Consider the following 21,836-nt stretch of genomic DNA (forward strand, 5'->3'; position numbering starts at 1 on the left):
GCGAAGCCTTGCGCATAGGCGCCGATCTTGGCGGCCAGCAGCGCGCTTTCGAGATCCCTGATGAAGGCTGCCTTGTCGGCCACCTTGAAGTCGCCGACCTCAGGCAGCCCGAGGATCTTTTCGGCCGCTTCGCGTTCGTCCTTCATCGCGGAGATGCTGCGCGCGGCCACCGCCGCCTCAATGCCGGTTGCCGGCACGCCCATGTTCTGCGCCTCGATCACCGACCACTTGCCGGTGCCCTTCTGGCCGGCCTTGTCGAGGATCAAATCGACGATCGGCTTGCCGGTCAGAGGATCGGCCGCCTTCAGCACCTTCTCGGTGATCTCGATCAGGTAGGAGTTGAGGCGGCCCTTGTTCCAGGTGCCGAAGACCTCGCCGATTTCGGTCGCCGACATCTTCAGGCCGTCGCGCAGGATGCCGTAGATTTCGGCGATCATCTGCATGTCGGCATATTCGATGCCGTTGTGGATGGTCTTGACGAAATGGCCGGCGCCGTTTTCGCCGAGCCAGGCGACGCAAGGGTCGTTGTCGTATTTCGCGGCGATCGAGGTCAAAACACTCTCGACGCGCTTCCAGGATTCTTCCTTGCCGCCGACCATGATCGACGGGCCGTGACGTGCGCCTTCCTCACCGCCGGAAACCCCCATGCCGATGAAGGTCAGGCCACTGTCCTTCAGCGCCTCGAAGCGGCGCATCGTGTCGCGGAAGTTGGCGTTGCCGGCGTCGATCATGATGTCGCCCTTGGAAAGGTAGGGCTCGAGGATCTTCATCTGCTGATCGACCGGCTCGCCGGCCTTGATCATGATGATGATCGGGCGCGGCGGACGGATGGCGGCAACAAACTCTTCAATGGTGTCGCAGGGCACGATCTGGCCCTTGAGTTCACCGGCTTCCGCGTAGAACTTGTGCGTCGCCTCGACGGTGCGGTTGAACACCGCGATCTTGTTGCCCTTTTCAGCGATGTTGAGCGCCAGGTTCGAGCCCATGACGCCGAGACCGATTAGGCCGATTTCCGCCTGTGACACGTGATTGCTCCTTAGGAGATTGAACGCGAGCTGACGTTTTCGCGCGCTCGACGTGGAGGCTCCATCGATCGGGGGACCGGTCGACCGATGGAGCAATGAAGGCTAGAAGGCGAGTTGCACCTTCATCGAACGGCTACGGTCGCCGGCAGTCTCAAAGGCGCGCACCGCGTCTTCCAGGGGGAAGATCCCGGTCAAGAGTGGGGTCAGGTCCACCCGGCCGGCGTTAATGAGATCGACGGCAAGCCCGAATTCTTCGTGGAACCGGAACGTACCGCGCATCTCGATCTCTTTTGCCACCACGAGGTTTTGCGGGATGGCGACGTCGCCGCCAAGCCCGAGCTGGACGAGCACCGACCGCGGTTTGAGAACGTCGAGACCGGAGCGCACCGCCTGCGCATTGCCCGAGGCCTCGAATTGGACGTCGAAGGTGCCCTTGTTGGCGGCATAGGCGGCAAGCTGATCGGGATTGTTGGCAACGTTGATCACCCGGTCGGCGCCGATCGATAGCGCCTTGTCGAGCACACCGTCCATCACGTCGGTCGCAACGATCTCACGCGCGCCGTGAGCGCGTGCGGCGATGATCGCCAGCGCCCCGATCGGGCCGCAGCCGGTGACCAAAACCCGCTTGCCAAGCAGCGAACCGGCGCGCGAAACGGCGTGAAGCGTCACGGCAAAGGGTTCGGCCATTGCGGCTTCGTTGCTCGAGACGCCGTCAGCGATTTTGTGGCACTGCCACGCCTCGGCAACCAGCCGCTGCCGAAACGCCCCCTGGATGTGTGGCATCGGCATGGCGCTGCCGTAGAAGCGCATGTTCAGGCAATGGTTCTGCTGACCGCGCTGGCAATAGTCGCATGTGCCGCAGGGGCGGCTCGGTGACACCGCCACCCGATCGCCGACGGCCAACGTCGAGACACCGTCGCCGAGCGCCTTGACCGTGCCGGCAACCTCATGACCGAGGATCATCGGTTCGCGCAGCCGCACCGTGCCGAAGCCGCCATGGTTGTAGTAGTGGAGATCCGACCCGCAGATGCCGCCGGCCTCGATCTGAACCTCGACCTGGCCCTTTCCAGGCGCCTGCGTCTCCCGATCCTCGATCCGCAAGTCCTTGGCGGCGTGAATGACAACGGCTTTCATTTCAGGACCTCAAACGACAGGGGTGGGCAGAGCTTCGCCGGCAAAATGCGCGGCGAGATTGTCGCGCACCAGCTTGCCCATCGCCTTGCGGGTCTCGATGGTGCCGGAGGCGTGGTGGGGCTGCAGCAGGACATTGTCGAGCTTCAGGAAGCGAGGATTGAGCATCGGCTCACCCTCGAATACATCGAGCGCCGCCGAGCCGAGCGCACCGCTTTCGAGCGCGTCGAGCAGCGCGTCCTCATCGATGTTGGAGGCGCGCGAGATGTTGATCAGCATGCCGTCGGGACCGAGCGCCTCGATCACCTGCTTCGAGACGATGTGCCGCGTCGCAGCCGAGGCCGCGAGCGTCACGAGAAGCACATCCGACCGTTCTGCCAGGGCAACCGGATCGGCGAAGAAGGTCATGCCATCCGCATAGGGTTTTTCGGAGACGTCGCTATAGGCGATGTCCATATCGAAGCCCTTGAGGCGCTTGGCCACCTCGAAGCCAATGCGGCCAAGGCCGAGCACACCGGCGCGTTGCCCCCAGACCCGCCGTTTCAGCGGATATAGGCCCTTGGCTGCCCAGCTTCCGTCCTTCACCCAGCTTTCCGCGCCGATCATGCCCCGCGACTGGCAGAGCATCATGGCGACGCCGAGATCGGCAACGTCGTTGGTCAACACATCAGGGGTGTTGGTGACGCGGATCCCGCGCTCCCGGCAGGCCGCGAGATCGACGGCATCATAGCCGACACCATAGACGGAGACGATTTCGACCTGCGGCAGCTTGCCGATCAGATCGGCCGATGCGCCGAGCTCGCCTCGGGTCGCAATCGCCTGGATGTTCGGCCCATGCGTTGCAAGGAAGGCGTCCCGATCCTCGGCCTCGTAGATCTTGTGGACCGCGTAGCGCGCTTCGAGTTCCACCAGGTCCCAATCCGGATAGGGACCCATCAGCAGGATTTCCGGTTTCGTCATCAGTTTCCTCCCGTGGTTGGTTCACTGGCGGCGCGATCGGCGCGGATCGCCAGCGTGTTCATCGCCAGCGCGACGATGCGCTCCAGCGACTGATCGATTTCAATGGTAACGACGTCCGCCTCCCCCGATGGCAGTTCGAGGGTGGCAAGCTGGCTATCGAGCAGCGCCAGCGGCATGTAATGGCCCTTTCGCTCACCCAGCCGCGCCGCGAGCAGCGCCCGGGTGCCCTGCAGAAAGACGAAGGTGATCGGTCGCCAGGCGACTTCCCTCAGCCGTTCGCGATAGGCTCGTTTCAAGGCCGAGCACGACACGACGGTCGCGGCCGGACTGGCCAGACGGGTGCCGATCTCGTCGAGCCAGGGCCAGCGGTCAGAATCGGTCAGCGGCGTGCCGCTGCGCATCTTCTCGACATTGGCCGCCGAATGCAGGCTGTCGCCCTCGATGAAGCGCGCGCCGAGATAGCTGGCGAGCCGGTCGCCGACGGTGGACTTGCCGCAGCCGGATACGCCCATGACGACGACCGGGCCAAAGCCGCGACGGAGTTCAGAGACTGGTCGTGATGCCGCCGTCGACATAGAGCGTGTGTCCATTGACAAAGGAGGAGGCGTTGCTTGCCAGGAAGACCGCGGCACCCACCAGTTCTTCGACATCGCCCCAGCGGGCCGCCGGCGTGCGCTTTTCCAGCCAGGCGGAAAACTCGGCGCTGTCGACCAGCGCCTGGTTCAGCGGCGTCTTGAAGTAGCCGGGCGCAATCGCATTCACCTGCAATCCATACTTTGCCCAGTCGGTGCACATGCCGCGTGTCAGGTTCCTGACCGCGCCCTTGGTCGCCGTGTAGGGCGCGATCGATGGGCGCGCGAGCTCGCTCTGCACCGAGGCGATGTTGATGATCTTGCCGGCGCCGCGACCGATCATGTGTCGGGCGACCGCCTGGCCGACGTAAAAGACGCTGGAGACATTCGTCTTCAGCAATTGCTCGAAGCGCTCGGCGGGAAAGTCTTCAAGCGGCGCGCGAAACTGCATGCCGGCATTGTTGACGAGGATGTCGATGGCGCCGATATCCTGCTCGATCTGGTCGACTCCGCGCTTTACCGCGTCCGCGTCCGTGACGTCGAAATCCGCGACATCGACAGTGTAGCCGGCATCCTTCAATGCGGCAGCGGCCGCCTCCAGCTTCGAGCGGTCGCGACCGTTGAGTACAAGTGCAGCTCCGTGTTCGGCAAGACCACGCGCCAGCGCCAAGCCTATCCCTTGCGACGAGCCCGTCACCAAGGCGCGCCGCCCTTTGAGGTCAAAAAGTGGAAATGACAAACCTACTCTCCTTTACCGCCGGGCGCTCGCACGAGACGTCCCGGCCCTTGGTCAGCCTTCGATCACGAGCCCTTTTGCCTTCAGCACCGGCTCGAGCTTGCTGACTTCGATGACCGATTTTCCTGCCTTGTACGCGGCAATGTACTCGGCTTCGGCATCCTCGCGCGCCTGCGACAGCTTCGCGACCTCAAATGCTTCTTCCCGCCGCACCACGACCAGGCCATCAGCGTCGCCGACGATGATGTCGCCGGGATGGACAACCTCCCCACCGATGATGATCGGGTCGTTGGTCGAGGTCAGGGTTTCCTTGACCGTGCCCTTGATGCAGACGCTGAGCGAAAACACCGGGAAACCGAGTTCGCGCAGTTGCAGAGTGTCGCGCACGCCGCTGTCGGTCACAAGACCGCCAATTCCCTTGGCAAGGCAGGCGTTGGCTAGCACGTCGCCAAACGATCCGGCCTCTTCGTATTCGCCCGCCGAAACGACGATGATGTCGCCCGGCTGAGCGTAGTCGATTGCAAGCTGCAGCATGATGTTGTCGCGGGGTGCGCAACGGACCGTGAAGGCCGGACCGCAGAGCTTCATGCGGTAGTCGACGGGTTTGATGCGGGAGGACAATGCCCCCCGGCGTCCCTGCGCCTCATGGATCGTTGCCGGCGAGAACTTGGCCACCGCTTCCACTTCGGCGGCACTCGGGCGAACGGGCATTTTCTTGATATGCGTCATGATTTTTCCCATGGGTGGTCGCGGCGGGCGCGACGCCCGCCGTTTGCGTTGTTCAAGACATTTGGAAGAACGGGGGTCGCTTACGCGCGACCCGGCCCCATCAGGGGATCGGGTCGAATTTCAGTTCGGAGAGCGGTGCAACCTTGTCGGTGCGAGCCATCTTGTATTCGGTGTTCGGGCCGAGCCACTTGTCCCAAATCTGGTTGATCTCGCCGCTATCATCGAGCTTGTGCAGCACTTCGTTGATCTTGGCCGTCAGTGCCGGCTGATCCTTTGCCATGCCGACGCCGATCGGCTGGAACAGCATGGGCTCAGGGATCATTCGCATTTCCTTGCCGCGGGTCTTCGATTCGTTGACCAGCTTGGTGGTCGTCATCGTGTTGGCGACCATGCCGCGGGCCTTGCCCTGCTGCACGGCGAGATAAGCCGACGCCGTGTCCTGGAAGGTGAGCGGCTCGGACTTGTTGAGCTTGATCGACATTTCGGAGGTCGAACCCTTGGTGGAGGCAAGGCGCTGGCCGGCATAATCGGTCTTTGCCTTGCCTGCATCGTCCGCCGGCACGATCAGCATTTCCTTGGCGAGGTAATAGGGATCGCTGAACTGGATCTGTTCGGCACGGCTCTGCGTATAGGCAAGATTGGCGACGGTGATATCGACCCGGCCGAGTTTCACCTCCGGTACGCGAGCTTCAACGGAAACCGGTTTGACCTCGGCCTTCACGCCGAGTTCACGGGCGATTGCGCCGCACAGATCGACGTCGAAGCCGACCATTTCACGCGTCTTTGCGTCCGGAGCGGCGAAGGGCGGCACGTCCGCGAAAGTCGCGCACCTCAGTGTCTTGTTGGCGAGGATGTCTTCAAGCTGATCGGCCTTCGCCGGACCTGCGAGCGCTGCCGCCGCGACGGTCATTCCAAGAATAAGATGGCTGCACTTCATTGCTGTTCTCCTTCGTTGTTGGTCTTGCTTGTTCTAGTGGCGCAGGTCGGCGAGAAACCGCTGCGCACGCGGATGCCTGGGGTTCTTGAAGAATTCCTCAGGCGTCGCGGTCTCGATGATCTGGCCTGCGTCGATGAACCAGATGCGGTCGGCGACATCACGGGCGAAGCCCATTTCGTGCGTGACGCACATCATGGTCATGCCTTCGGCGGCAAGCGACTTCATGACGTTCAGCACTTCTCCGACCATTTCCGGGTCGAGCGCGCTGGTCGGCTCATCGAACAGCATCACGGGCGGCTCCATGGCGAGCGCGCGAGCGATCGCCACGCGCTGCTGTTGCCCGCCGGACAATTGGCCCGGATAGGAGTTTGCCTTTTCGCGAAGGCCGACACGGTCGAGCAGCTTCAAGGCCTTCTCGTGTGCCTCTGCCGGGGCCACGCCCTTCACCCGGATCGGGGACATTGCGACATTGTCGACCGCGGAGAGGTGCGGGAAAAGATTGAAGCTCTGGAAAACGAAGCCGATGCGGCTGCGCAGGCGGTTGAGGTCTCGCCCGCTCATCTGTGCGTGGACGTCCTGCCCTTCGAAGAAGATCGAACCACTGTTGATCTCCTCGAGCCGGTTCACCGTGCGGATCAAGGTCGACTTCCCCGAGCCGGAGGGACCGCAGATGACGACCACTTCGCCCCGCGCGACTGTCGCGTCGATGCCTTTCAAGACGTCATAGTCGCCATAGCTCTTGCGGACATCGGCGAGCCGGATCGCCTGATCCTTTGCAATAGTGGAGGTTGACGCGGTCATGGCTGCTCCGTGGCGTTCGGTGTCAGGGAAATCGGCAACTGCCTGCGGCGTTTCGGGGCAATAAGGCCAGCGCGCCGGCGTGTAATGCGCCGCTCGACGACGTTGGTGAGCCAGGTGAGCGACCAGCAGATCACGTAGTAGGTCAGCGCCAGGATTAGGAAGACCTGGAAGGGTTGCGTGAGGAGCTGGTTGTTGACCTGGCTGGCGGCGAAGGTGAGATCCGGCACGTTGATGACGTAGCCGAGCGTCGTGTCCTTGATGGTTGCGACGAAGGTCGACAGCATGCTCGGGATCATGTTGTAGAGCGCCTGCGGCAGGATCACGTAGCGCATCGCGCTGAAATAGCTGTGACCGAGCGCACGAGCTGCATCCATCTGGCCCTGCCCCAAGGCAACGATGCCTGCCCGGATGATCTCGCTCAGGAACGCGCCCTGGTAGACAACCAGGGTCGTCAGCATGGTGAGGAAGCTCGGCACATCGGCGCCCGTGAGCAGCGGCACGAGGAAGTAGCTCCAGAGCACGAGCATCAGGAGCGGCACGCCGCGCGTCACATAGACGAGTACGGTCACCGGCCAACGCAGAACCCGGTATTTAGAGAGCCTGGCGAAAGCCAGAAGGATCGCGAACGGAAAGGCAATCGCGATGCTAAGCGCCGAAAGGATCAGCGTATTGGCAAGGCCGCCGAGCGGTCCGTTCGGGTACTGCCCGATAAGGAGCAGGAGCCAGTATTGGTCGACGATGGCGATCAGGTCATGGATCATCGTCTCGCTCCATTCGCCGGATCAGCTCGCCAGGTGAGGTAGGCACCAGCGGCCATGATTATCAGGGTGAAGAAGAGATAGAGGACCGTACCGACCAGGTAGATTTCGAAGGTTCGGAAGGAGAGGTTCTCGATCTCCTTGACGGCATGGGTGAGCTCCGGCGCGCCGATTACAATGGCAAGGCTGCTGTTCTTGAAGAGCGAAACGCTGTGATTGACAAGCGCCGGCAAGGCATTGCGAACACCCTGCGGGATCAGCACGAAGCGCATTGCAGAGAGATAGCCATGACCCAGGGCACGTGCCGCCTCCATCTGGCCGGGATTGACCGAGCGCAGGCCGGAGCGCAGATCCTCGCTGAAGTAAGCCGCCTGGCAGAGGCCAAGGCCGACGATGGCGAAGATCATTTCCGCCGAATGCGCAGAGAGCCAGTCAGCCAGCCCTGAGGGCAGGATGGTGTAGATGCCGAAGTACCAGAGCATGAGCTGCACGAGTGTCGGCACATTTCGGTGGTAGGAGACGTAAGCTGCGACCACCGTGTTGCCGATGCGGCCGGGAGAAAAACGGACGGCGAGCAGGATGACCGCAAGTGTCATGGCCAGGGTCCACGAGCACACGGCGATGATGAAGGTCATCTCGATGCCATGCAGCAGCATGGCGACGTATTCCGGGTTTCCGAGGATCGCGGCGAGTTCGAAGCCCTTCACGACCGTGGTTCCTTCGTCTGCGGTTTGGCCGTCTGCAGTCCACCCATCACCTGAAGCGTCGGGGTGATTTCCATGTGCCCGATGTTGACAGCGACGGGTGCGGCGATCGCAAAGGCGATCGCATCGGCGATGTCGCTCGCCTGCGGCAGTTCAAAGCCGTCGATGAAGCGCTCGCGGATGGAAGGATCGTTGCCGTGAACATGATTGAAGATGTCGGTAGCGACCCGGCCCGGGCAGATCTCGGTTACGCGCACGCGCTTGCCGAAAGTGTCGATGCGCAGCTGGTTGGACAGCATGCTGACGCCGGCCTTGGTCGCGTGATAGGTGGAGTTTCCATTGAAGTTGTAGTTGCCGGCAATCGAAGAAATGTTGATGACATGGCCGCAGTCGCGCTCAGCCATGCCAGGCACGATCAGACGGCAGAGATGGAGGACGGCGCGCAAGTTGACATCGACGAGGAGATCGATGTCGCCATCCTCCGCCTCCAGAAATTTCTTCGGCCGGTCGACGCCGGCATTGTTCACCAGAATGTCGAACTCAACTTCACCGGCAAGCTTCGCCAGGGCGGCACGGTCGGTTACGTCGATTGCGTGAGAAATGCAGCCGGTGCGCTCCGCAAGTGCCTTCAGCGCATCGGCGCTACGGGCAACCGCATGCACCTCGAGGCCCTCGCGGCGGAGCCGCTCGACGACCGCAGCACCGATCCCGGAGGATGCGCCCGTCACGAGTGCGGTTCTGTAATCGGAAAAGGACATTGTGGTTCCCCTGTTGTTGAAAGCGAGAGTAGCGAAGCTTTCCGCCTCTGAATAAGACCGTTTGAATCTGGATGGATAAGGATGGCTTATGGACTTGCGGCAAGCCCGTTGCCCTGTAACATCTGGGGCGAACAGGCAGGCAGGGCATATGGATATCAGGCGTCTCAAATCCTTCATCGTCATCGTCGACACCGGTAGCATCACGCGTGCAGCCGACGTTCTCCACATCGCCCAACCGGCCCTCAGCCAGCAGCTTGCCGCGCTGGAAGACCATTTCCGCCAGAAGCTTCTGATCCGCAGCCAGCAGGGGGTCTCGATGACGGAGGCCGGCAAGGCCGTTTACCGTCATGCCCAAATCATCCTGCGGCAAATGGACCAGGCACAGGCGGACGTAAAGGCAGCTGGCGACACGCTTGTCGGGCGCGTCTCGGTTGGTCTCGTGCCCTTTTCGAGTGCGGCCACGCTCTCCGTCGAGCTGTTGACACAAACGCGCAAGCGCCATCCCGGCATCTTACTGCATCTGACCGAAAGTGTGGGTCAGACCTACAGCCAGATGATCATGAATGGCCGGCTGGAAATGGCACTGATCCATGGAACCGGACCCATCAAGGGTGTCCGGTTCGAGCCTGTCTTCGTGGAAGAATTTCACCTCGTGGCGCACCGCAATTTCGGCATCGAACCGGGTGACGCGCCGCTGCCGTTGAGCGCTCTCAATGACGTTCCGCTGCTCCTGCCGCCGCCCCACAATTTCGTGCGCCGGGCGATCGACCTTGCCTTCACGCGCGCCCGTTTCTCGTTGAATGTCGTGGCCGAGGTCGAGATCGTCCGCACACTCGCGCGCGCCGTCAGCGGCGGGGTCGGGGCGACCATCATGCCACGCGCCATCGCTGAACGGATCATTGCGGAGTCGCCGGAACCTCTCGTCTCGCGTATGGTCACGCCGAAGATCGAAGAGACCCTCTCGCTCTGTGTTTCCGATCAGAGCGAACTGTCGGAGCCGGCACTGGCGGTGAGATCTATCCTCATGGAGCTCACCGCCCGCCTCAAGGTTTAACGGCTGAGCGTTTACTTCAAACCGGCGCAGAAATCAGCGATGCGGTCGCAGGCCTCACTCAGCTGTTCCATGCTGGTGGCATAGGAAATCCGGAAGAACGGGCTCATCCCGTAGGCAGCTCCCTGCACGGTCGTCACGTGATGTTCGTCGAGCAGCGCCAATACGAAATCCGTGTCGTTCTCGATCCTGCGACCTTTCTTGCTGGTCCGGCCGATGAGCTCGGCAATGTTCGGGAAAACGTAGAAGGCGCCTTCCGGCTTGTGGCAGCGGATCCCTTCGATCGCGCCCAGCCGCTCAACCACGAAGTCGCGCCGCTTCCTGTAGATCGCCGCCCGCTCCCTAAGGATGTGCTGCGGACCATCGAGCACGGCGGCAACGGCGGCCTGGGTGATCGTCGACGTGCCCCCGCTGTTCTGGCCGTTGACATTGCTGATCGCCTCGATCAGGTCTTTCGGGCCGCCGCAGAAGCCGAGGCGCCAGCCGGTCATCGCATAGGCCTTCGATGCACCGTTGACCGTCAGCACGCGATCCTTAAGGCGCGGTTCGACCTCGGCAATCGTGCAGAACTCGAAGTCGTCGTAGATCAGGTGTTCGTACATGTCGTCGGTCATGATCCAGACATCCGGGTGCCTGAGCATCACCTCGGCAATCTCTTTCATCTCGGCGCGTGAGCAGGCAGCACCGGTCGGGTTGTTCGGGAAGTTCAGAAACAGCCACTTGGTGCGCGGCGTGATCGCGGCTTCGAGGTCTTCGGCCCTGAGTTTGAATCCGTTCTGTTGCGGGCAATCGACCGGAACCGGTACCGCGCCGGCGAATTTCACTATATCCGCATAGCTGATCCATGAGGGCGAAGGGATGACGACCTCGTCGCCGGGATTGCAGGTGGCAAGGACGGCATTGAAGATGATCTGCTTGCCGCCGCCGGCCACAACGATCTCGGAGGGATCGTAGTCGAGGTTGTTGTCCCGCTTGAACTTGCGGGCGATGGCTTTCCGAAGTGGCGGCGTTCCGTCGAGTGGTGGATACTTCGTGTCGCCTGCAAGAGCTGCGGCATGGGCCGCCTCGACGGCGTTTGCGGGCGTCGGAAAATCCGGCTCGCCTGAGGAGAGGCTGATAACCTTGATGCCGTTTGCTGCAAGGTCGCGGGCGCGCTGGCTCATGGTAGCAGAAGCGGAAACGGAAACGTTCTTCAAGCGGTCGGCAATAGCGGGCATGATCGTTGCTTTCGATAGGGACGGATAAGGTTTGTAGTGTGCGAGGGCTCAACCCAGAAGCTTGGAGACGGGCGTGACCACGCCGCCAGCCGCCTCGATTTCGCTGCGGACGGTACGGGCAAGTTCGAGCGAACCCGGCGTATCGCTGTGCACGAGGATGGAACGAGCCAGCATGGGGATCACGGTCCCGTCGATGGCGGTTACGGTCCCCTCGATCAGAAACTGCCGCACCCTTGCGCGCACCAGGGCCTCCTCCTTGACGAGGGCACCGGGCTTGCCACGCGGCACGAGTTTGCCTTCGGCGTCATAGGCGCGGTCCGCAAGGAAGAGGGTCAGCGTCTTGAGCCCGGCATCGAGCGCCGCGCGTTCAATGGTGCTGCCGGACGTGCCAAAGACAATCAACTCGGGATCGACCGCACGGATCGCCGCCATCATCGCAGCCGCCAGGGTCGGGTCGCGATTGACCATGTTGCCCATTGCAGCATGAAAACTGACATGGGAGACGCGCACATCTTCCGCGCGGGCGATCGCAATCAGCGCGCCCAGCTGGTAGAGCATCTGCTGGCGCAGCTCATCAGGTCCGAAGGGCAGTTCGCGGCGACCGAAACCTTGCCGGTCCGGCAAGCCCGGATGCGCACCGACATCAACTCCCCTCGCCCGTGCGAGACGCACCATCCGGGCCATCGTCTCGAGGTCGCCGGCATGAAAACCGCAGGCGACGTTGGCGGAGGTCACGACATCCATCATCGCCTCATCGTCGCAAAGCGAATAGGGTCCGAAGCCCTCGCCCATATCGGAATTGAGATCCACCTTCATGAATGTCTCCTAAGCCATGGCGGCGAGCGCCTTGCTGACGAGGCGCGCGGTATTTCTGATGTCTTCGACATAGGCGGCGAGCGCCTTCTCAATGGCCCGAGCCTCAGCGTGCGTGGCCGGCACGAAACGCAGCGTCGAACCGATGCGAGCCTGCCCCATCCGCCAGAGATCCGCCTCGATGACGCCGGCGATCTTCGGATAGCCTCCGGCCGTGTTGGCATCGCTCATCTGGACGATCGGTTCGCCTGCAGGCGGCACCTGGATGACACCGGGCACGACGCCGTGCGAACGCATCTCCACCACCTCCACCGGATGGATCGGATCTCCGCTGAGACGGTAGCCGGTGCGGTCGCTGCGCGCCGAGATCTTCCACGGCTGGCGCCAGAACCGGTCCGCGTCGGCTCCGAAGAGGTCGTGTTCGCCGGCCGGGAGTGCGCGAATGAGAAGCGCACCATGTTCGTCGACAGGAAACACATCCTTCAAAGCAACCGCTGGCGGCACAACGCCGAAACCACCTTTCGGCAGGACAGCGGGTTCAACCGGACCGGTCGTGATGCCGTCGCCGGCGGCAAGGGTCCTGCCCGCAAGCCCGCCGAAGCTGCCACGCAACGACGTGCTGCGCGATCCCATCACCTGCGCCACATCGACCCCGCCAGCCAGGCTCACATAGGCCCGTGCATCGCGAAGCGGCGGGAAGAGCTCCAGCACCTGACCGGCCTCAGTTTCCGCAGCCCACCAGGGCGGCAGGGCGACACCGTCGAGCTTCGCCCGGCAATCGGCACCCGTAAGCGCGAAAGCGCCACCTTTGGCAAAACATAGCCGGAAGGGGAAAGTCTGCACCTCGATGACGGCGGCACCCTGCGGATTGCCAAGGAGAATGTTGCCGATCTCCAGTGCCACGGGATCCATTGCTCCTGAGGCCGTGACCCCGATATTTCGATAGCCCGGACGCCCCCTATCCTGGACAGTGTTCAGCGGGCCGGTTTCGAGGATTTCGATCACAAGTCGATCCTTTCAGGGCGGAAGCGCACGGTATCGCCAGGCGCCATCAAGGCGGGCGCTGCAGCCAGCGGATCGAACATCTGAAGTTCGGCAAAGCCGATCGAATTCCATCCGTTCGGGCCGGTCAGCACGGCAACACCGGTTTGCATGCCGCCGATCGTGACGCAGCCCCGCGCCATCTTGAGCGAGGGCACGGTCTTTCGCGGCATGTGGATGCGTGGATCAAGTCCGTGCAGGTACCCGAAGCCCGGCGCACTGCCGAGAGCGAAGACGCGATAGATGCCTTCGTGGTGAATGCGCACGACCTCCCGCTCGCTGAGGCCGCTGAGGTCGCAGAGCGCCGGCAGGTCAGTGGCATGTTCGCCGCCATAGGTGACGGAGATTTCAATTTGCCGACCGGCAAGTTCGATGCCCTGCGAACGCTGCCATTCGTCCTGCAGGTGCCGGACGACAGCTTGCGGATCGTCCGGGGTCTCCTTCAAGAGGACCAACAGGTTGGTCATGCCAGGAACGATTTCGGCGACGTCTTCGTGCGTCTCGAGCGCGCGGGAGAGCGCCCAGATGCGCCTCTGGTTCGGCAGGTCGAAGGCCCCGGGTGCTTCGAGCAGAAAGGCACGCGTGCCGATGAAGGAAATCTTCGCCAGCGCCTCGGTATTCGGGACGATTGAGGCAGGCGACGGGAACGGGGCCTGTTGCAGGAGGCTCATTGGGTGTGTTCCATGGTCAAAACGGGATCTCCGTAGCCGATCAACTCTCCGGCACGGGCATGAACGCCTGCGACGATCGCGGTTGCCGGCGCGACCACCGGGACGAGGATGGGCCCGACCTCGACAAAACCGGCGATATCGCCGGCTTCGAGCGCTCGGCCCTCACCGGCAAGCGGTGAAGCGTCCGATCCAGCGGGATGCCGGTCGCGAAAAACCCCGGCAAGCGGCGCCTTGACGGCCCGGCCTTCGGGCACCAAGGAGGTCACATCCTGAGCCTCTTGACGACGCTCGACCGGGCTGGCGTCGGGGGCCAGCACGATCTTCAAGGCGTGGCCGTCCTTCGTGCTGATCTCCAACTCGCTCGCGCCGGAAGCGCCAAGCCAGGTGGTCAGAGTGGAGATGAGGGCCGGATCGGAGAAGTCACCGATCACGGATCTGCCTGACGAGCGGTCACGCCTTGACACCGGCTTCCTCCCTCAAACGTTTTTCAAGATGATGGATATCGACGCAGCCCTGCATGAAATCCGGATCTGCAAAGATCCTTTCGTGCAGCGGGAGGTTGGTGGAGATGCCTTCGATCCTGGTTTCCGAAAGCGCGACCTGCATGCGCCGGATCGCCTCGTCGCGGGTCGGGGCGTGGACGATCAGCTTGGCAATCAGGGAATCATAATACGGGGAAACCCGGTATCCGGCCGAGACATGGGTATCGACGCGAATGCCCGGTCCGCTTGGAAAACGAACCGCTGAAATGCGGCCGGGAGCGGCCACGAAAGTGGTCGGGTCCTCTGCATTGATACGGCATTCGAAGGCGTGTCCTTGCGTCTCTCCGCGGAAACGGCGCGTGTCGAGCACGTCGCCCTGGGCCGAACGCAGCTGCTCGTGCACGAGATCGACGCCCGCTGTCGCCTCCGTCACGGGATGTTCGACCTGCAGCCGGGTGTTCATTTCGATGAAGTAGAACTCGCCGTGCTCGTAAAGGAACTCGAAGGTCCCAACCCCACGATAACCGATCTGCCGGCAGGCCTCCGCGCAGCGCGCGCCGATCCTCTCTGCGAGTTCCGGTGCGATACCGGGTGCCGGCGCCTCCTCGACGACCTTCTGGTGCCGTCGCTGAACGGAGCAATCGCGATGACCAACCCAGACTGCATTGCCGTGATTGTCGCAGAGCACCTGGAATTCGACATGGCGCGGGTGCTCCAGAAACTTTTCCACGTAGAGCTCAGGCTTGCCGAAGGCCCGGCGCGCCTCCTCGCGCGTGATCGCGACCGCATCGGCTATATCGGCGCCGTCGCGCACGACGCGCATGCCCCGCCCGCCGCCGCCGCCGGCCGCCTTGACGATGACCGGGTAACCAATGGCCTCAGCGGTGGCGCGCACGGCATCTATGTTATCAGGTAGAGGCTCGCCCGGTCCCGGCACGCAAGGGACGCCGGCCGCCATCATCGCGCGCTTGGCAGCGATCTTGTCGCCCATGATGCGGATTGCCGAGGCCGGTGGGCCAACGAAAACCAGTCCGGCCCTTTCGACCGCTTCGGCGAATTCCGCATTCTCCGAGAGAAACCCGTAACCCGGATGGATCGCCTCCGCGCCGGTCACACGCGCTGCAAGCAGGATCGCCGCCTGGTTGAGATAACTCCTGGCTGGTGCTGACGGCCCGATCGAGAGTGGACCACCTTCGCCCGGTGCTGCCGCGCCGGCCCTATCCGCCTCGGATGCAACACGGATCGCGCGAAGGCCGAGTTCCTTGCAGGCCCGTTCGATCCGGACGGCGATTTCTCCTCGATTGGCGATGAGGACGGACAGAAATGGATGACCGGTTTTCCGGGCGGCCTCGAAAGACGCGTCCATCACCCGATCTCCACGAGCGGGTCGCCGAAGGCGACCTCCTGGCCGTCCGCAAAGAAGATGCGCTTGACGATGCCGCCGAACGGAGCCGAAATGGTCGTGAAGACTTTCATCGCCTCCACGATGCAGAGAGCTTGCCCCACCTCTACCGGATCGCCTTCCGCCACGATTGGAGCGGATCCCGGGCTGTTTGACTGATGTACGATGCCTGAGGTCGAAGCACGAACAAGCTGCGTTTGCGGCTGGTCGTCCAACCTTGGCGGCTCGACCGTCGATGGCGTTGCCTGCACGGTGGTTGGGATTTCCAGGTTGGCTACACGAGCCGGATTGCGAATGACGACAGTCGTGTCCGCATCGCTGACTGTCAGCTCCGAGACATGCGAACGCCCGACAAAGTCGAGAAGCGTCTTGATCTTTTGCAGATCCATTGTTTTCCCCACGGAATGAAGGTCACCGGGGTGCGGCCCTGGAGCCGTGATCCGTCCGGTGCAGTTGGGGAAATCTTACACAGCATCCCGTTTGATGGGGGCAGACAAACTTTGAATAGAGAGCCACCGCTCCCTCTCCCGCTGCTCCACGAGGACTCTTGGACGAATGGCCCGCACGAGTTGGTTTCGAAGATCACAGATAATCCGGGCCGCCGTCACAACATCGTCACGAAACACACGAACAACTTGCTTCGTATAGATGGCGGAGGCTCAGATGGACTACTTCAGGCGCTTCACCTTTTTGTTCGCGACACCCGCCTTCGACAGCGAGGACCTGGAGGGGGCCCGCTACCACCAGATCGTCGAGGAGATCGAACGGTCCGGTTTCGAGGTGGTGCGCGCACGCAATCTTGAAGACGCCGAAATCGCCGTCCAGACGGACGCGGCCATCGGTTGCATGATGGTCGATTGGGGCAAGAAGGGCATGGAGGGCAAGACAGCCTCCCTCATCAATCTGATGCGCCGCCGAGGTCTCGAATTTCCGATCATTCTCTTGATCCGCCGCAAGCGCTTCGAGGATGTGCCGGTAGAAGTGCTCGACTTCATCGACGGTTATGTCTTCCTGTCCGAGGAGACCCCCGCCTTCATCGCAAAGAACCTCATCAGCCGCCTCAAGCAGTATGCCGAGACGATGAAGACACCTTTCTTTGGCGCGCTGGTGGATTACGCCGAGGAAGGCAACCAGCTCTGGACATGTCCCGGCCATAATGGCGGCGTGTTCTATAGCCGCAGCCCGGTCGGCCGCGTGTTTATGGAGCATCTGGGCGAAGCGGTTTTCCGCGACGATCTCGACAATTCCGTGCTCGACCTCGGCGATCTCCTGACCCATGAGGGCCCGGCGCTCGCGGCGCAGAAGGAAGCCGCCAAGATTTTTGGCGCGGAGAAGACATATTTCGTCCTCAACGGCACCTCGACCTCCAACAAGATCGCGCTCTCCGCCCTCGTCACCGATGGCGACCTTGTTTTGTTCGACCGCAACAACCACAAGGCAGCCCATCACGGCGCGCTGATGATCTCCGGCGGTATCCCGGTCTATGTGCCGACCGCGCGAAACGCCCATGGCCTGATAGGGCCCATGGATTTTGGCTCCCTGAACGAGGAGACGCTGCGGGAACGCATCCGCACCCACCCATTGGTCAAGGACCCCAACGCCTGGCAAAAGCCGCGCCCGTTTCGGGTGGCGGTGGTGGAACAGTGCACCTATGACGGCACGATCCACAATGCGGAGATGATCCTGAAGGCCATCGGGCATCTGTGCGACTACATCCTGTTCGACGAGGCCTGGGCGGGCTTCATGAAGTTTCATCCGCTCTATGCTGGTCGTTTTGCCATGGGCCTTGCAGAACTCGGACCCGAAGCGCCGGGCATCATCGCCACGCAATCCACGCACAAACAGCTTGCGAGCTTTTCACAGGCTTCGCAGATCCACATGAAGGATCGGCACATCACCGGCCAGAAGCGGCGGGTCGAACACCGGCGCTTCAACGAGAGCTTCATGCAGCACGCGTCGACATCGCCCTTCTATCCGCTCTTCGCCTCCCTGGACGTCGGCGCGCAGATGATGAAGGGCCGCTCTGGCGAAGTGCTGTGGGACGATACGATCCGCCTCGGCATCGAATTGCGCAAGAAGATACGGGCTGTGCGCCGGGAGTTCGAGGAGAAGGAGCGTCGGCCCGAGCGCCGCTGGTTTTTTGAGCCGTTCGTGCCGGACCGGGTGGCAATGCCGGATGTGGCAAGCCCTGGAGCGGTGCACGACGTGCCCTGGGAGAGCGTCGCCACCGATCAGCTCGCCATCAATCCTGCCTTCTGGCACCTTGCCCCGGGTGCTGCGTGGCACGGCTTTTCCGATATGGCGCCGGGCTTCGCAATGACCGATCCCAACAAACTCACACTGCTCACGCCCGGGTTTGAAAGGGCGACCGGCGCATATACCGAGCATGGCATTCCGGCGCCGATTGTCGCGCAATACCTGCGGGAAAACCGGATCGTCGCGGAAAAGAATGACCTGAATTCCCTGCTGTTCCTGCTCACGCCCGGCGTCGAGGCAAGCAAGGCGGGCACATTGATCAGCGGACTTGTCGCTTTCAAGCGGCTTCATGACGACAATGCGCCTTTGGAAGAGGCAATTCCGGAATTCTATCGCCGCCGACCCGGTCGTTACGCTGGCGTGCGGTTGCGCGACCTGTGCGGCGATATGCATCGCTTCTTCCGCGACGCCAATGTCAGCGCGCTGCAGGCGAAGCAATTTTCCGAAGCGCACCTGCCTGATATCGCCCTTTCGCCCCACGACGCGGCGCGCTGCCTCGTGCGCAACGATGTGGACTATCTTCCGATCGACGCCATCGGGGGGCGGATCGCAACGACGCCTTTCGTCGTCTATCCGCCGGGGATCGCCACCATCGTGCCGGGCGAGCGGTTGACCGAGCGAGCGCAGCCGATGATCGACTATCTCAAGATGTTCGAAGCTTGTTTCAACACGTTTCCCGGCTTTGACGTTGAGATCCAAGGTCTCTACCGTGAAACGGACGCATCGGGCCGCGTACGACTTCATACCTACGTCGTCGCGGAATAGGGTTTAGCAGTTTCGGATCCCTCATGCAGCAAGACAAGTCAATCGTCATTCGCCCGTCGCGGGACGGCGACGTGGACGCCATGCTGGCGATCTATCGCCGCCACATTCGCTTCGGCATCGAGGAGGGTGTGGACGAGGGCGACACGCCACAGCCGGACGATCTGCGCGAGCGGCGGAAGAACTTGAAGAGCCGCCGCTTCCCGCACCTTGTCGCGATCAAGGAGGGCGCAGTGGTCGGCTACGCCTATGTCGTACTGTTTCGCAAGCGACCTGCCTACCGCTATACCGTCAAGCACTCGATCTATGTTCATCACGAGCATCTGGGCCAGGGCATCGGAGGTCTGCTGATGCGCGGCCTGATCGACGCTTGTGCCGCAGCCGGCTTCCGGCAGATGATCGGCTATATCGATGCCGAGAATGTTGCCTCGCTGTCTCTGCACGATCGGTTCAACTTCCTTCGCGTTGGCCTCCTGCAGGGGGTAGCCTATCGCTACGGGCGCTGGGCGGACAGTGTCATGGTCCAACGTTCGCTCGGCACCGGCGCGACAACGCCGCCTCCTCCCCCGCCCCTCTCCACCCGTTGACGATCGAAGTTGCAAAACCCGGGTGGGCCGCGCCCGCTTTTGAGCCCCCCAAGACGCGGCCGCGACTCCCCGACCTTCATTCAGCACTCGATCTCTGGCGCCGGCTAAAAACCTTTGCGTAAACTGAGGGCGTCTTTCCGACATAGCCAGAGAACGCACTCGAAAACGCGGAGCTCGAAGAGAAACTGACCATGCAAGAGGAAACGGCGTGTCAAGCCGCCGCGACCGCATCGAGCAGGCGGCCCTCGACTGGCAGAACCGCTCATTCCCCGGGGTGCCGGGAGAAACGGAGTTTACGCCGTTGCCCGACGGGCCCAGAAACATCACCTAGCCCCATTCCAAACAAGGAATCTGAAGGAAATCGGAAATGACCTACGCAATCATCGGATCCGGTGCCATCGGCTCGGCGCTCATCGCACATTTCGCATCAAAGGGCATACCTGTCAAAGTGGCCAACAGCCGAGGACCCGCATCGCTTGCCGCCGCCAGGAAGTCCGCCGACACGACAATCCCCGTCGAGATCGACGAAGCCGTGGCGCAGGATATCGTCATCCTCGCCCTGCCGTTCACGGCGGTGCCCGACCTGGCAAAGATTCGCAAGGACTGGACGGGGACGGTCGTCATCGACGCCACCAATGCGATCACCTTCCCCGAATTCCGTCCCGCCGACCTGGGCGGCAGGCTTTCGAGCGACATCGTCGCCGAGACGCTTCCAGGCGCAAAAGTGGTCAAGGCCTTCAACACGCTTCCGGCCGCCTTGCTCGCGGCCGACCCCGCCGAGGCGTCGGGGCGCAGGGTGGTGCTGCTGTCCGGCAACGATGAGGGCGCCAATGCCAGCGTCGCAGAACTTATTGAGAACCTGGGCTTTGCAGCGCTCGATCTCGGTGACCTCAAGGCCGCCGCGCCCATGCAACAGTTCGGCGGTCCTCTGGTGGCGGTCAATCTGATCAAGAAGGGCTGACGGAGCCCTTTCACGGCCGGCCATACTTTGCGTCAACGCATTCATCGTGCGAGCGATGGAGGTTTTCGCATGGGAATCCGTGGCTGGAACGCAGCCCAAAATGTTCGAAATTATAGAGCGTTATCGGCTATTTTATTCGGCTTTTGCGATGAGTTCGATCGCGGCACAGTTGTTTCCACAGAGCGGCGATGGTGGCTGCCGATTTCAAAGGAAACCAGTATTCGCATATCGCAACCGCTCGTCAGACCGAAGACCTGGCGTCCTCCGCCACCGTTCAGGCCGTTCCGCCGGCCATCGGCAGCATCCTCATCAGCCTGATCTTTCTGCTGTCGGGCTTCAGCAAGTTCCCCGCCCCGGCGATGACGATCGGCTATATCGAATCCGTCGGCCTGCCGTTTCCGACGCTGGCCTATGGCGCAGCACTCGCCGTGGAACTCATCGGCGGCGTCGCCCTTGTCCTCGGCTACCAGACGCGCCTCGTCTCGGCGGGTCTTGCCGTGTTCTCCGTCGCGACTGCGGTCAGCTTCCACAACGTCATCGCCTTTGGCGGCGCGCCGGCTTCCGAGGCGGCGCTCCTGTGTCAGGTTCCACTCCAAGCATGAAAGGCAGCCCCATGCACATACTGAAGATCCTTCCGTTGTGCTCCGCCATTGGCATTACCGGTCCATCGATCGAAGTTGACCGCAAGCACGAGCAACCGGGATATTGCGGGGCCGACGACACCCACCGCAGGCGCCCCCGCCCTTCGCTGGTCGAAGCTCTTACCGCGGTCGTCGTCCTGCTACCTTCGTCGATCGCCCCTTTCGACGAGAGCGTGCCGGAACTCGACCATTGCCGGGGGGGCTTTTTCACCCGGCGACTGGTGAGAAGGCGATGGCGTCACCTCGGAAGGTGACGCCATTTCACCATATGCTCGCTGAGATCGAGCACATCGCCATCGGCGGCAAAAACACCGTCGCCGCAATGATGCAGGGTCCGCCGCTCCTTGCGGTCCGTGTCGATCCACAGCCGCTCGGCCTCCAGGATGAAGAGGTTATAGGCTTCCACTGAATCGACCACCCTGCATTCGATATTGGCAAGGCACTCGCCGATCAGTGGCGCCGCGACGCTGCGTGCCGGCTGCGGCGTCAAGCCGAAACGCTCGAACTTGTCGACGGTGTCGCCCGAGCAATTGCCGATTTCGACGACCGCCCTTGCAATATCGATGGTCGGGACGGCGATGACGCATTCGCCGGTCGCTCTCAGCGCGCTGTAGCTATGATCCCAGGGACCGACGACACAGCCGATCAGCGGCGGCGCATGTTGAATCATCATGTGGAAGCCCATCGTCATGACGTTGGGCGTTCCTTCATATCTGGTCGTCACCAGCACGATCGGACCCGGTTCGAGCTGACGAAAGGCCCCGGAGGCCGGTACTTCCTTCATTAGGAAAACTCCTTGATCGTCGGCCTCCCCATCCCGGACGGGAAGGCCGATGGTTCA

General features: G+C 62.3%; 24 protein-coding genes. 5 read left to right on the forward strand and 19 right to left on the reverse strand.

Features of this window, described 5'->3' with window-relative positions; translation table 11 throughout:
* The 11 genes from gndA to ACTJKM_RS29180 form a co-directional block, all read right to left on the reverse strand.
* On the reverse strand, positions 1-1,025 hold a 1,025-nt coding region (gndA, locus tag ACTJKM_RS29130; RefSeq protein WP_440661171.1), incomplete at its 3' end, for an NADP-dependent phosphogluconate dehydrogenase.
* 102 nt (positions 1,026-1,127) lie between these two features.
* Positions 1,128-2,159: an L-idonate 5-dehydrogenase gene (locus ACTJKM_RS29135; RefSeq protein WP_113513686.1), complete on the reverse strand. Its 1,032-nt coding sequence runs from the start codon at positions 2,157-2,159 to the stop codon at positions 1,128-1,130.
* A 9-nt stretch (positions 2,160-2,168) separates the two neighbouring features.
* On the reverse strand, positions 2,169-3,116 hold the full coding sequence (locus ACTJKM_RS29140; protein ID WP_113513684.1) for a 2-hydroxyacid dehydrogenase: 948 nt from the start codon (positions 3,114-3,116) through the stop codon (positions 2,169-2,171).
* The gene (locus ACTJKM_RS29145) at positions 3,116-3,691 is read right to left on the reverse strand and encodes a gluconokinase (protein ID WP_440638613.1); all 576 of its coding nucleotides are present in this window, start codon (positions 3,689-3,691) and stop codon (positions 3,116-3,118) included. The genes ACTJKM_RS29140 and ACTJKM_RS29145 overlap by 1 nt, the downstream gene beginning before the upstream one ends.
* On the reverse strand, positions 3,660-4,427 hold the full coding sequence (locus ACTJKM_RS29150; protein WP_058329527.1) for an SDR family oxidoreductase: 768 nt from the start codon (positions 4,425-4,427) through the stop codon (positions 3,660-3,662). Before ACTJKM_RS29150 ends, ACTJKM_RS29145 begins: the two co-directional genes overlap by 32 nt.
* A 51-nt stretch (positions 4,428-4,478) precedes the next feature.
* Entirely contained in the window at positions 4,479-5,153 is a 675-nt protein-coding gene (locus ACTJKM_RS29155) for a 4-carboxy-4-hydroxy-2-oxoadipate aldolase/oxaloacetate decarboxylase (protein WP_058329528.1), read from the reverse strand.
* A gap of 100 nt (positions 5,154-5,253) precedes the next feature.
* Positions 5,254-6,090, reverse strand: a complete 837-nt coding sequence (locus ACTJKM_RS29160; protein ID WP_058329529.1) for an ABC transporter substrate-binding protein — start codon at positions 6,088-6,090, stop codon at positions 5,254-5,256.
* 33 nt (positions 6,091-6,123) lie between these two features.
* On the reverse strand, positions 6,124-6,891 hold the full coding sequence (locus ACTJKM_RS29165) for an amino acid ABC transporter ATP-binding protein (RefSeq protein ID WP_058329530.1): 768 nt from the start codon (positions 6,889-6,891) through the stop codon (positions 6,124-6,126).
* The gene (locus tag ACTJKM_RS29170; RefSeq protein WP_058329531.1) at positions 6,888-7,652 is read right to left on the reverse strand and encodes an amino acid ABC transporter permease; all 765 of its coding nucleotides are present in this window, start codon (positions 7,650-7,652) and stop codon (positions 6,888-6,890) included. The genes ACTJKM_RS29165 and ACTJKM_RS29170 overlap by 4 nt, the downstream gene beginning before the upstream one ends.
* Positions 7,649-8,356, reverse strand: a complete 708-nt coding sequence (locus tag ACTJKM_RS29175) for an amino acid ABC transporter permease (RefSeq protein WP_440661474.1) — start codon at positions 8,354-8,356, stop codon at positions 7,649-7,651. Before ACTJKM_RS29175 ends, ACTJKM_RS29170 begins: the two co-directional genes overlap by 4 nt.
* Positions 8,353-9,111 carry an SDR family oxidoreductase gene (locus tag ACTJKM_RS29180; protein WP_113513678.1) on the reverse strand — a complete coding sequence of 253 codons (759 nt, stop codon included), beginning with the start codon at positions 9,109-9,111 and terminating at the stop codon, positions 8,353-8,355. The genes ACTJKM_RS29175 and ACTJKM_RS29180 overlap by 4 nt, the downstream gene beginning before the upstream one ends.
* A 148-nt stretch (positions 9,112-9,259) precedes the next feature.
* On the opposite strand from ACTJKM_RS29180, the gene nac reads away from it, so the two are divergent.
* Entirely contained in the window at positions 9,260-10,165 is a 906-nt protein-coding gene (nac, locus tag ACTJKM_RS29185; RefSeq protein WP_440661476.1) for a nitrogen assimilation transcriptional regulator NAC, read from the forward strand.
* 11 nt (positions 10,166-10,176) lie between these two features.
* Here the strand turns inward: nac and ACTJKM_RS29190 are convergent, their stop codons facing one another.
* From ACTJKM_RS29190 to ACTJKM_RS29220, 7 genes are read right to left on the reverse strand one after another with little or no spacing between them, the layout of a single operon-like run.
* Positions 10,177-11,379 carry a pyridoxal phosphate-dependent aminotransferase gene (locus tag ACTJKM_RS29190; RefSeq protein WP_440661478.1) on the reverse strand — a complete coding sequence of 401 codons (1,203 nt, stop codon included), beginning with the start codon at positions 11,377-11,379 and terminating at the stop codon, positions 10,177-10,179.
* A 48-nt stretch (positions 11,380-11,427) separates the two neighbouring features.
* On the reverse strand, positions 11,428-12,195 hold the full coding sequence (locus ACTJKM_RS29195; RefSeq protein WP_058329535.1) for a LamB/YcsF family protein: 768 nt from the start codon (positions 12,193-12,195) through the stop codon (positions 11,428-11,430).
* Between the two features lie 9 nt (positions 12,196-12,204).
* A complete protein-coding gene (locus ACTJKM_RS29200) occupies positions 12,205-13,197 on the reverse strand; it encodes a biotin-dependent carboxyltransferase family protein (protein WP_440661480.1) in 993 nt (330 codons plus the stop codon).
* Positions 13,194-13,904, reverse strand: a complete 711-nt coding sequence (gene pxpB, locus ACTJKM_RS29205) for a 5-oxoprolinase subunit PxpB (protein WP_113513674.1) — start codon at positions 13,902-13,904, stop codon at positions 13,194-13,196. Before pxpB ends, ACTJKM_RS29200 begins: the two co-directional genes overlap by 4 nt.
* On the reverse strand, positions 13,901-14,368 hold the full coding sequence (locus tag ACTJKM_RS29210) for a hypothetical protein (RefSeq protein WP_440661482.1): 468 nt from the start codon (positions 14,366-14,368) through the stop codon (positions 13,901-13,903). The genes pxpB and ACTJKM_RS29210 overlap by 4 nt, the downstream gene beginning before the upstream one ends.
* Positions 14,355-15,752, reverse strand: coding sequence for an acetyl-CoA carboxylase biotin carboxylase subunit (locus tag ACTJKM_RS29215; protein WP_113513670.1), 1,398 nt, complete (start codon positions 15,750-15,752; stop codon positions 14,355-14,357). The genes ACTJKM_RS29210 and ACTJKM_RS29215 overlap by 14 nt, the downstream gene beginning before the upstream one ends.
* The gene (locus ACTJKM_RS29220) at positions 15,752-16,177 is read right to left on the reverse strand and encodes an acetyl-CoA carboxylase biotin carboxyl carrier protein (protein WP_058329540.1); all 426 of its coding nucleotides are present in this window, start codon (positions 16,175-16,177) and stop codon (positions 15,752-15,754) included. The genes ACTJKM_RS29215 and ACTJKM_RS29220 overlap by 1 nt, the downstream gene beginning before the upstream one ends.
* 274 nt (positions 16,178-16,451) lie before the next feature.
* Here ACTJKM_RS29220 and ACTJKM_RS29225 point away from each other — a divergent pair, with 274 nt between their 5' ends.
* The 4 genes from ACTJKM_RS29225 to ACTJKM_RS29240 all read left to right on the forward strand — a co-directional run bounded on the left by ACTJKM_RS29225 (position 16,452) and on the right by ACTJKM_RS29240 (position 20,956).
* The gene (locus ACTJKM_RS29225; RefSeq protein WP_440661483.1) at positions 16,452-18,809 is read left to right on the forward strand and encodes an Orn/Lys/Arg decarboxylase N-terminal domain-containing protein; all 2,358 of its coding nucleotides are present in this window, start codon (positions 16,452-16,454) and stop codon (positions 18,807-18,809) included.
* Between the two features lie 23 nt (positions 18,810-18,832).
* Entirely contained in the window at positions 18,833-19,393 is a 561-nt protein-coding gene (locus ACTJKM_RS29230) for a GNAT family N-acetyltransferase (protein ID WP_058329541.1), read from the forward strand.
* 367 nt (positions 19,394-19,760) lie between these two features.
* Entirely contained in the window at positions 19,761-20,354 is a 594-nt protein-coding gene (locus tag ACTJKM_RS29235; protein ID WP_440661484.1) for an NADPH-dependent F420 reductase, read from the forward strand.
* A 188-nt stretch (positions 20,355-20,542) separates the two neighbouring features.
* Entirely contained in the window at positions 20,543-20,956 is a 414-nt protein-coding gene (locus tag ACTJKM_RS29240) for a DoxX family protein (RefSeq protein WP_440661486.1), read from the forward strand.
* 277 nt (positions 20,957-21,233) lie between these two features.
* Here the strand turns inward: ACTJKM_RS29240 and ACTJKM_RS29245 are convergent, their stop codons facing one another.
* The gene (locus ACTJKM_RS29245; protein ID WP_440661487.1) at positions 21,234-21,779 is read right to left on the reverse strand and encodes a flavin reductase family protein; all 546 of its coding nucleotides are present in this window, start codon (positions 21,777-21,779) and stop codon (positions 21,234-21,236) included.
* Positions 21,780-21,836: the final 57 nt, after the last annotated feature.

The organism is Ensifer sp. 22460 (assembly GCF_052044935.1).
Taxonomy (GTDB): domain Bacteria; phylum Pseudomonadota; class Alphaproteobacteria; order Rhizobiales; family Rhizobiaceae; genus Ensifer.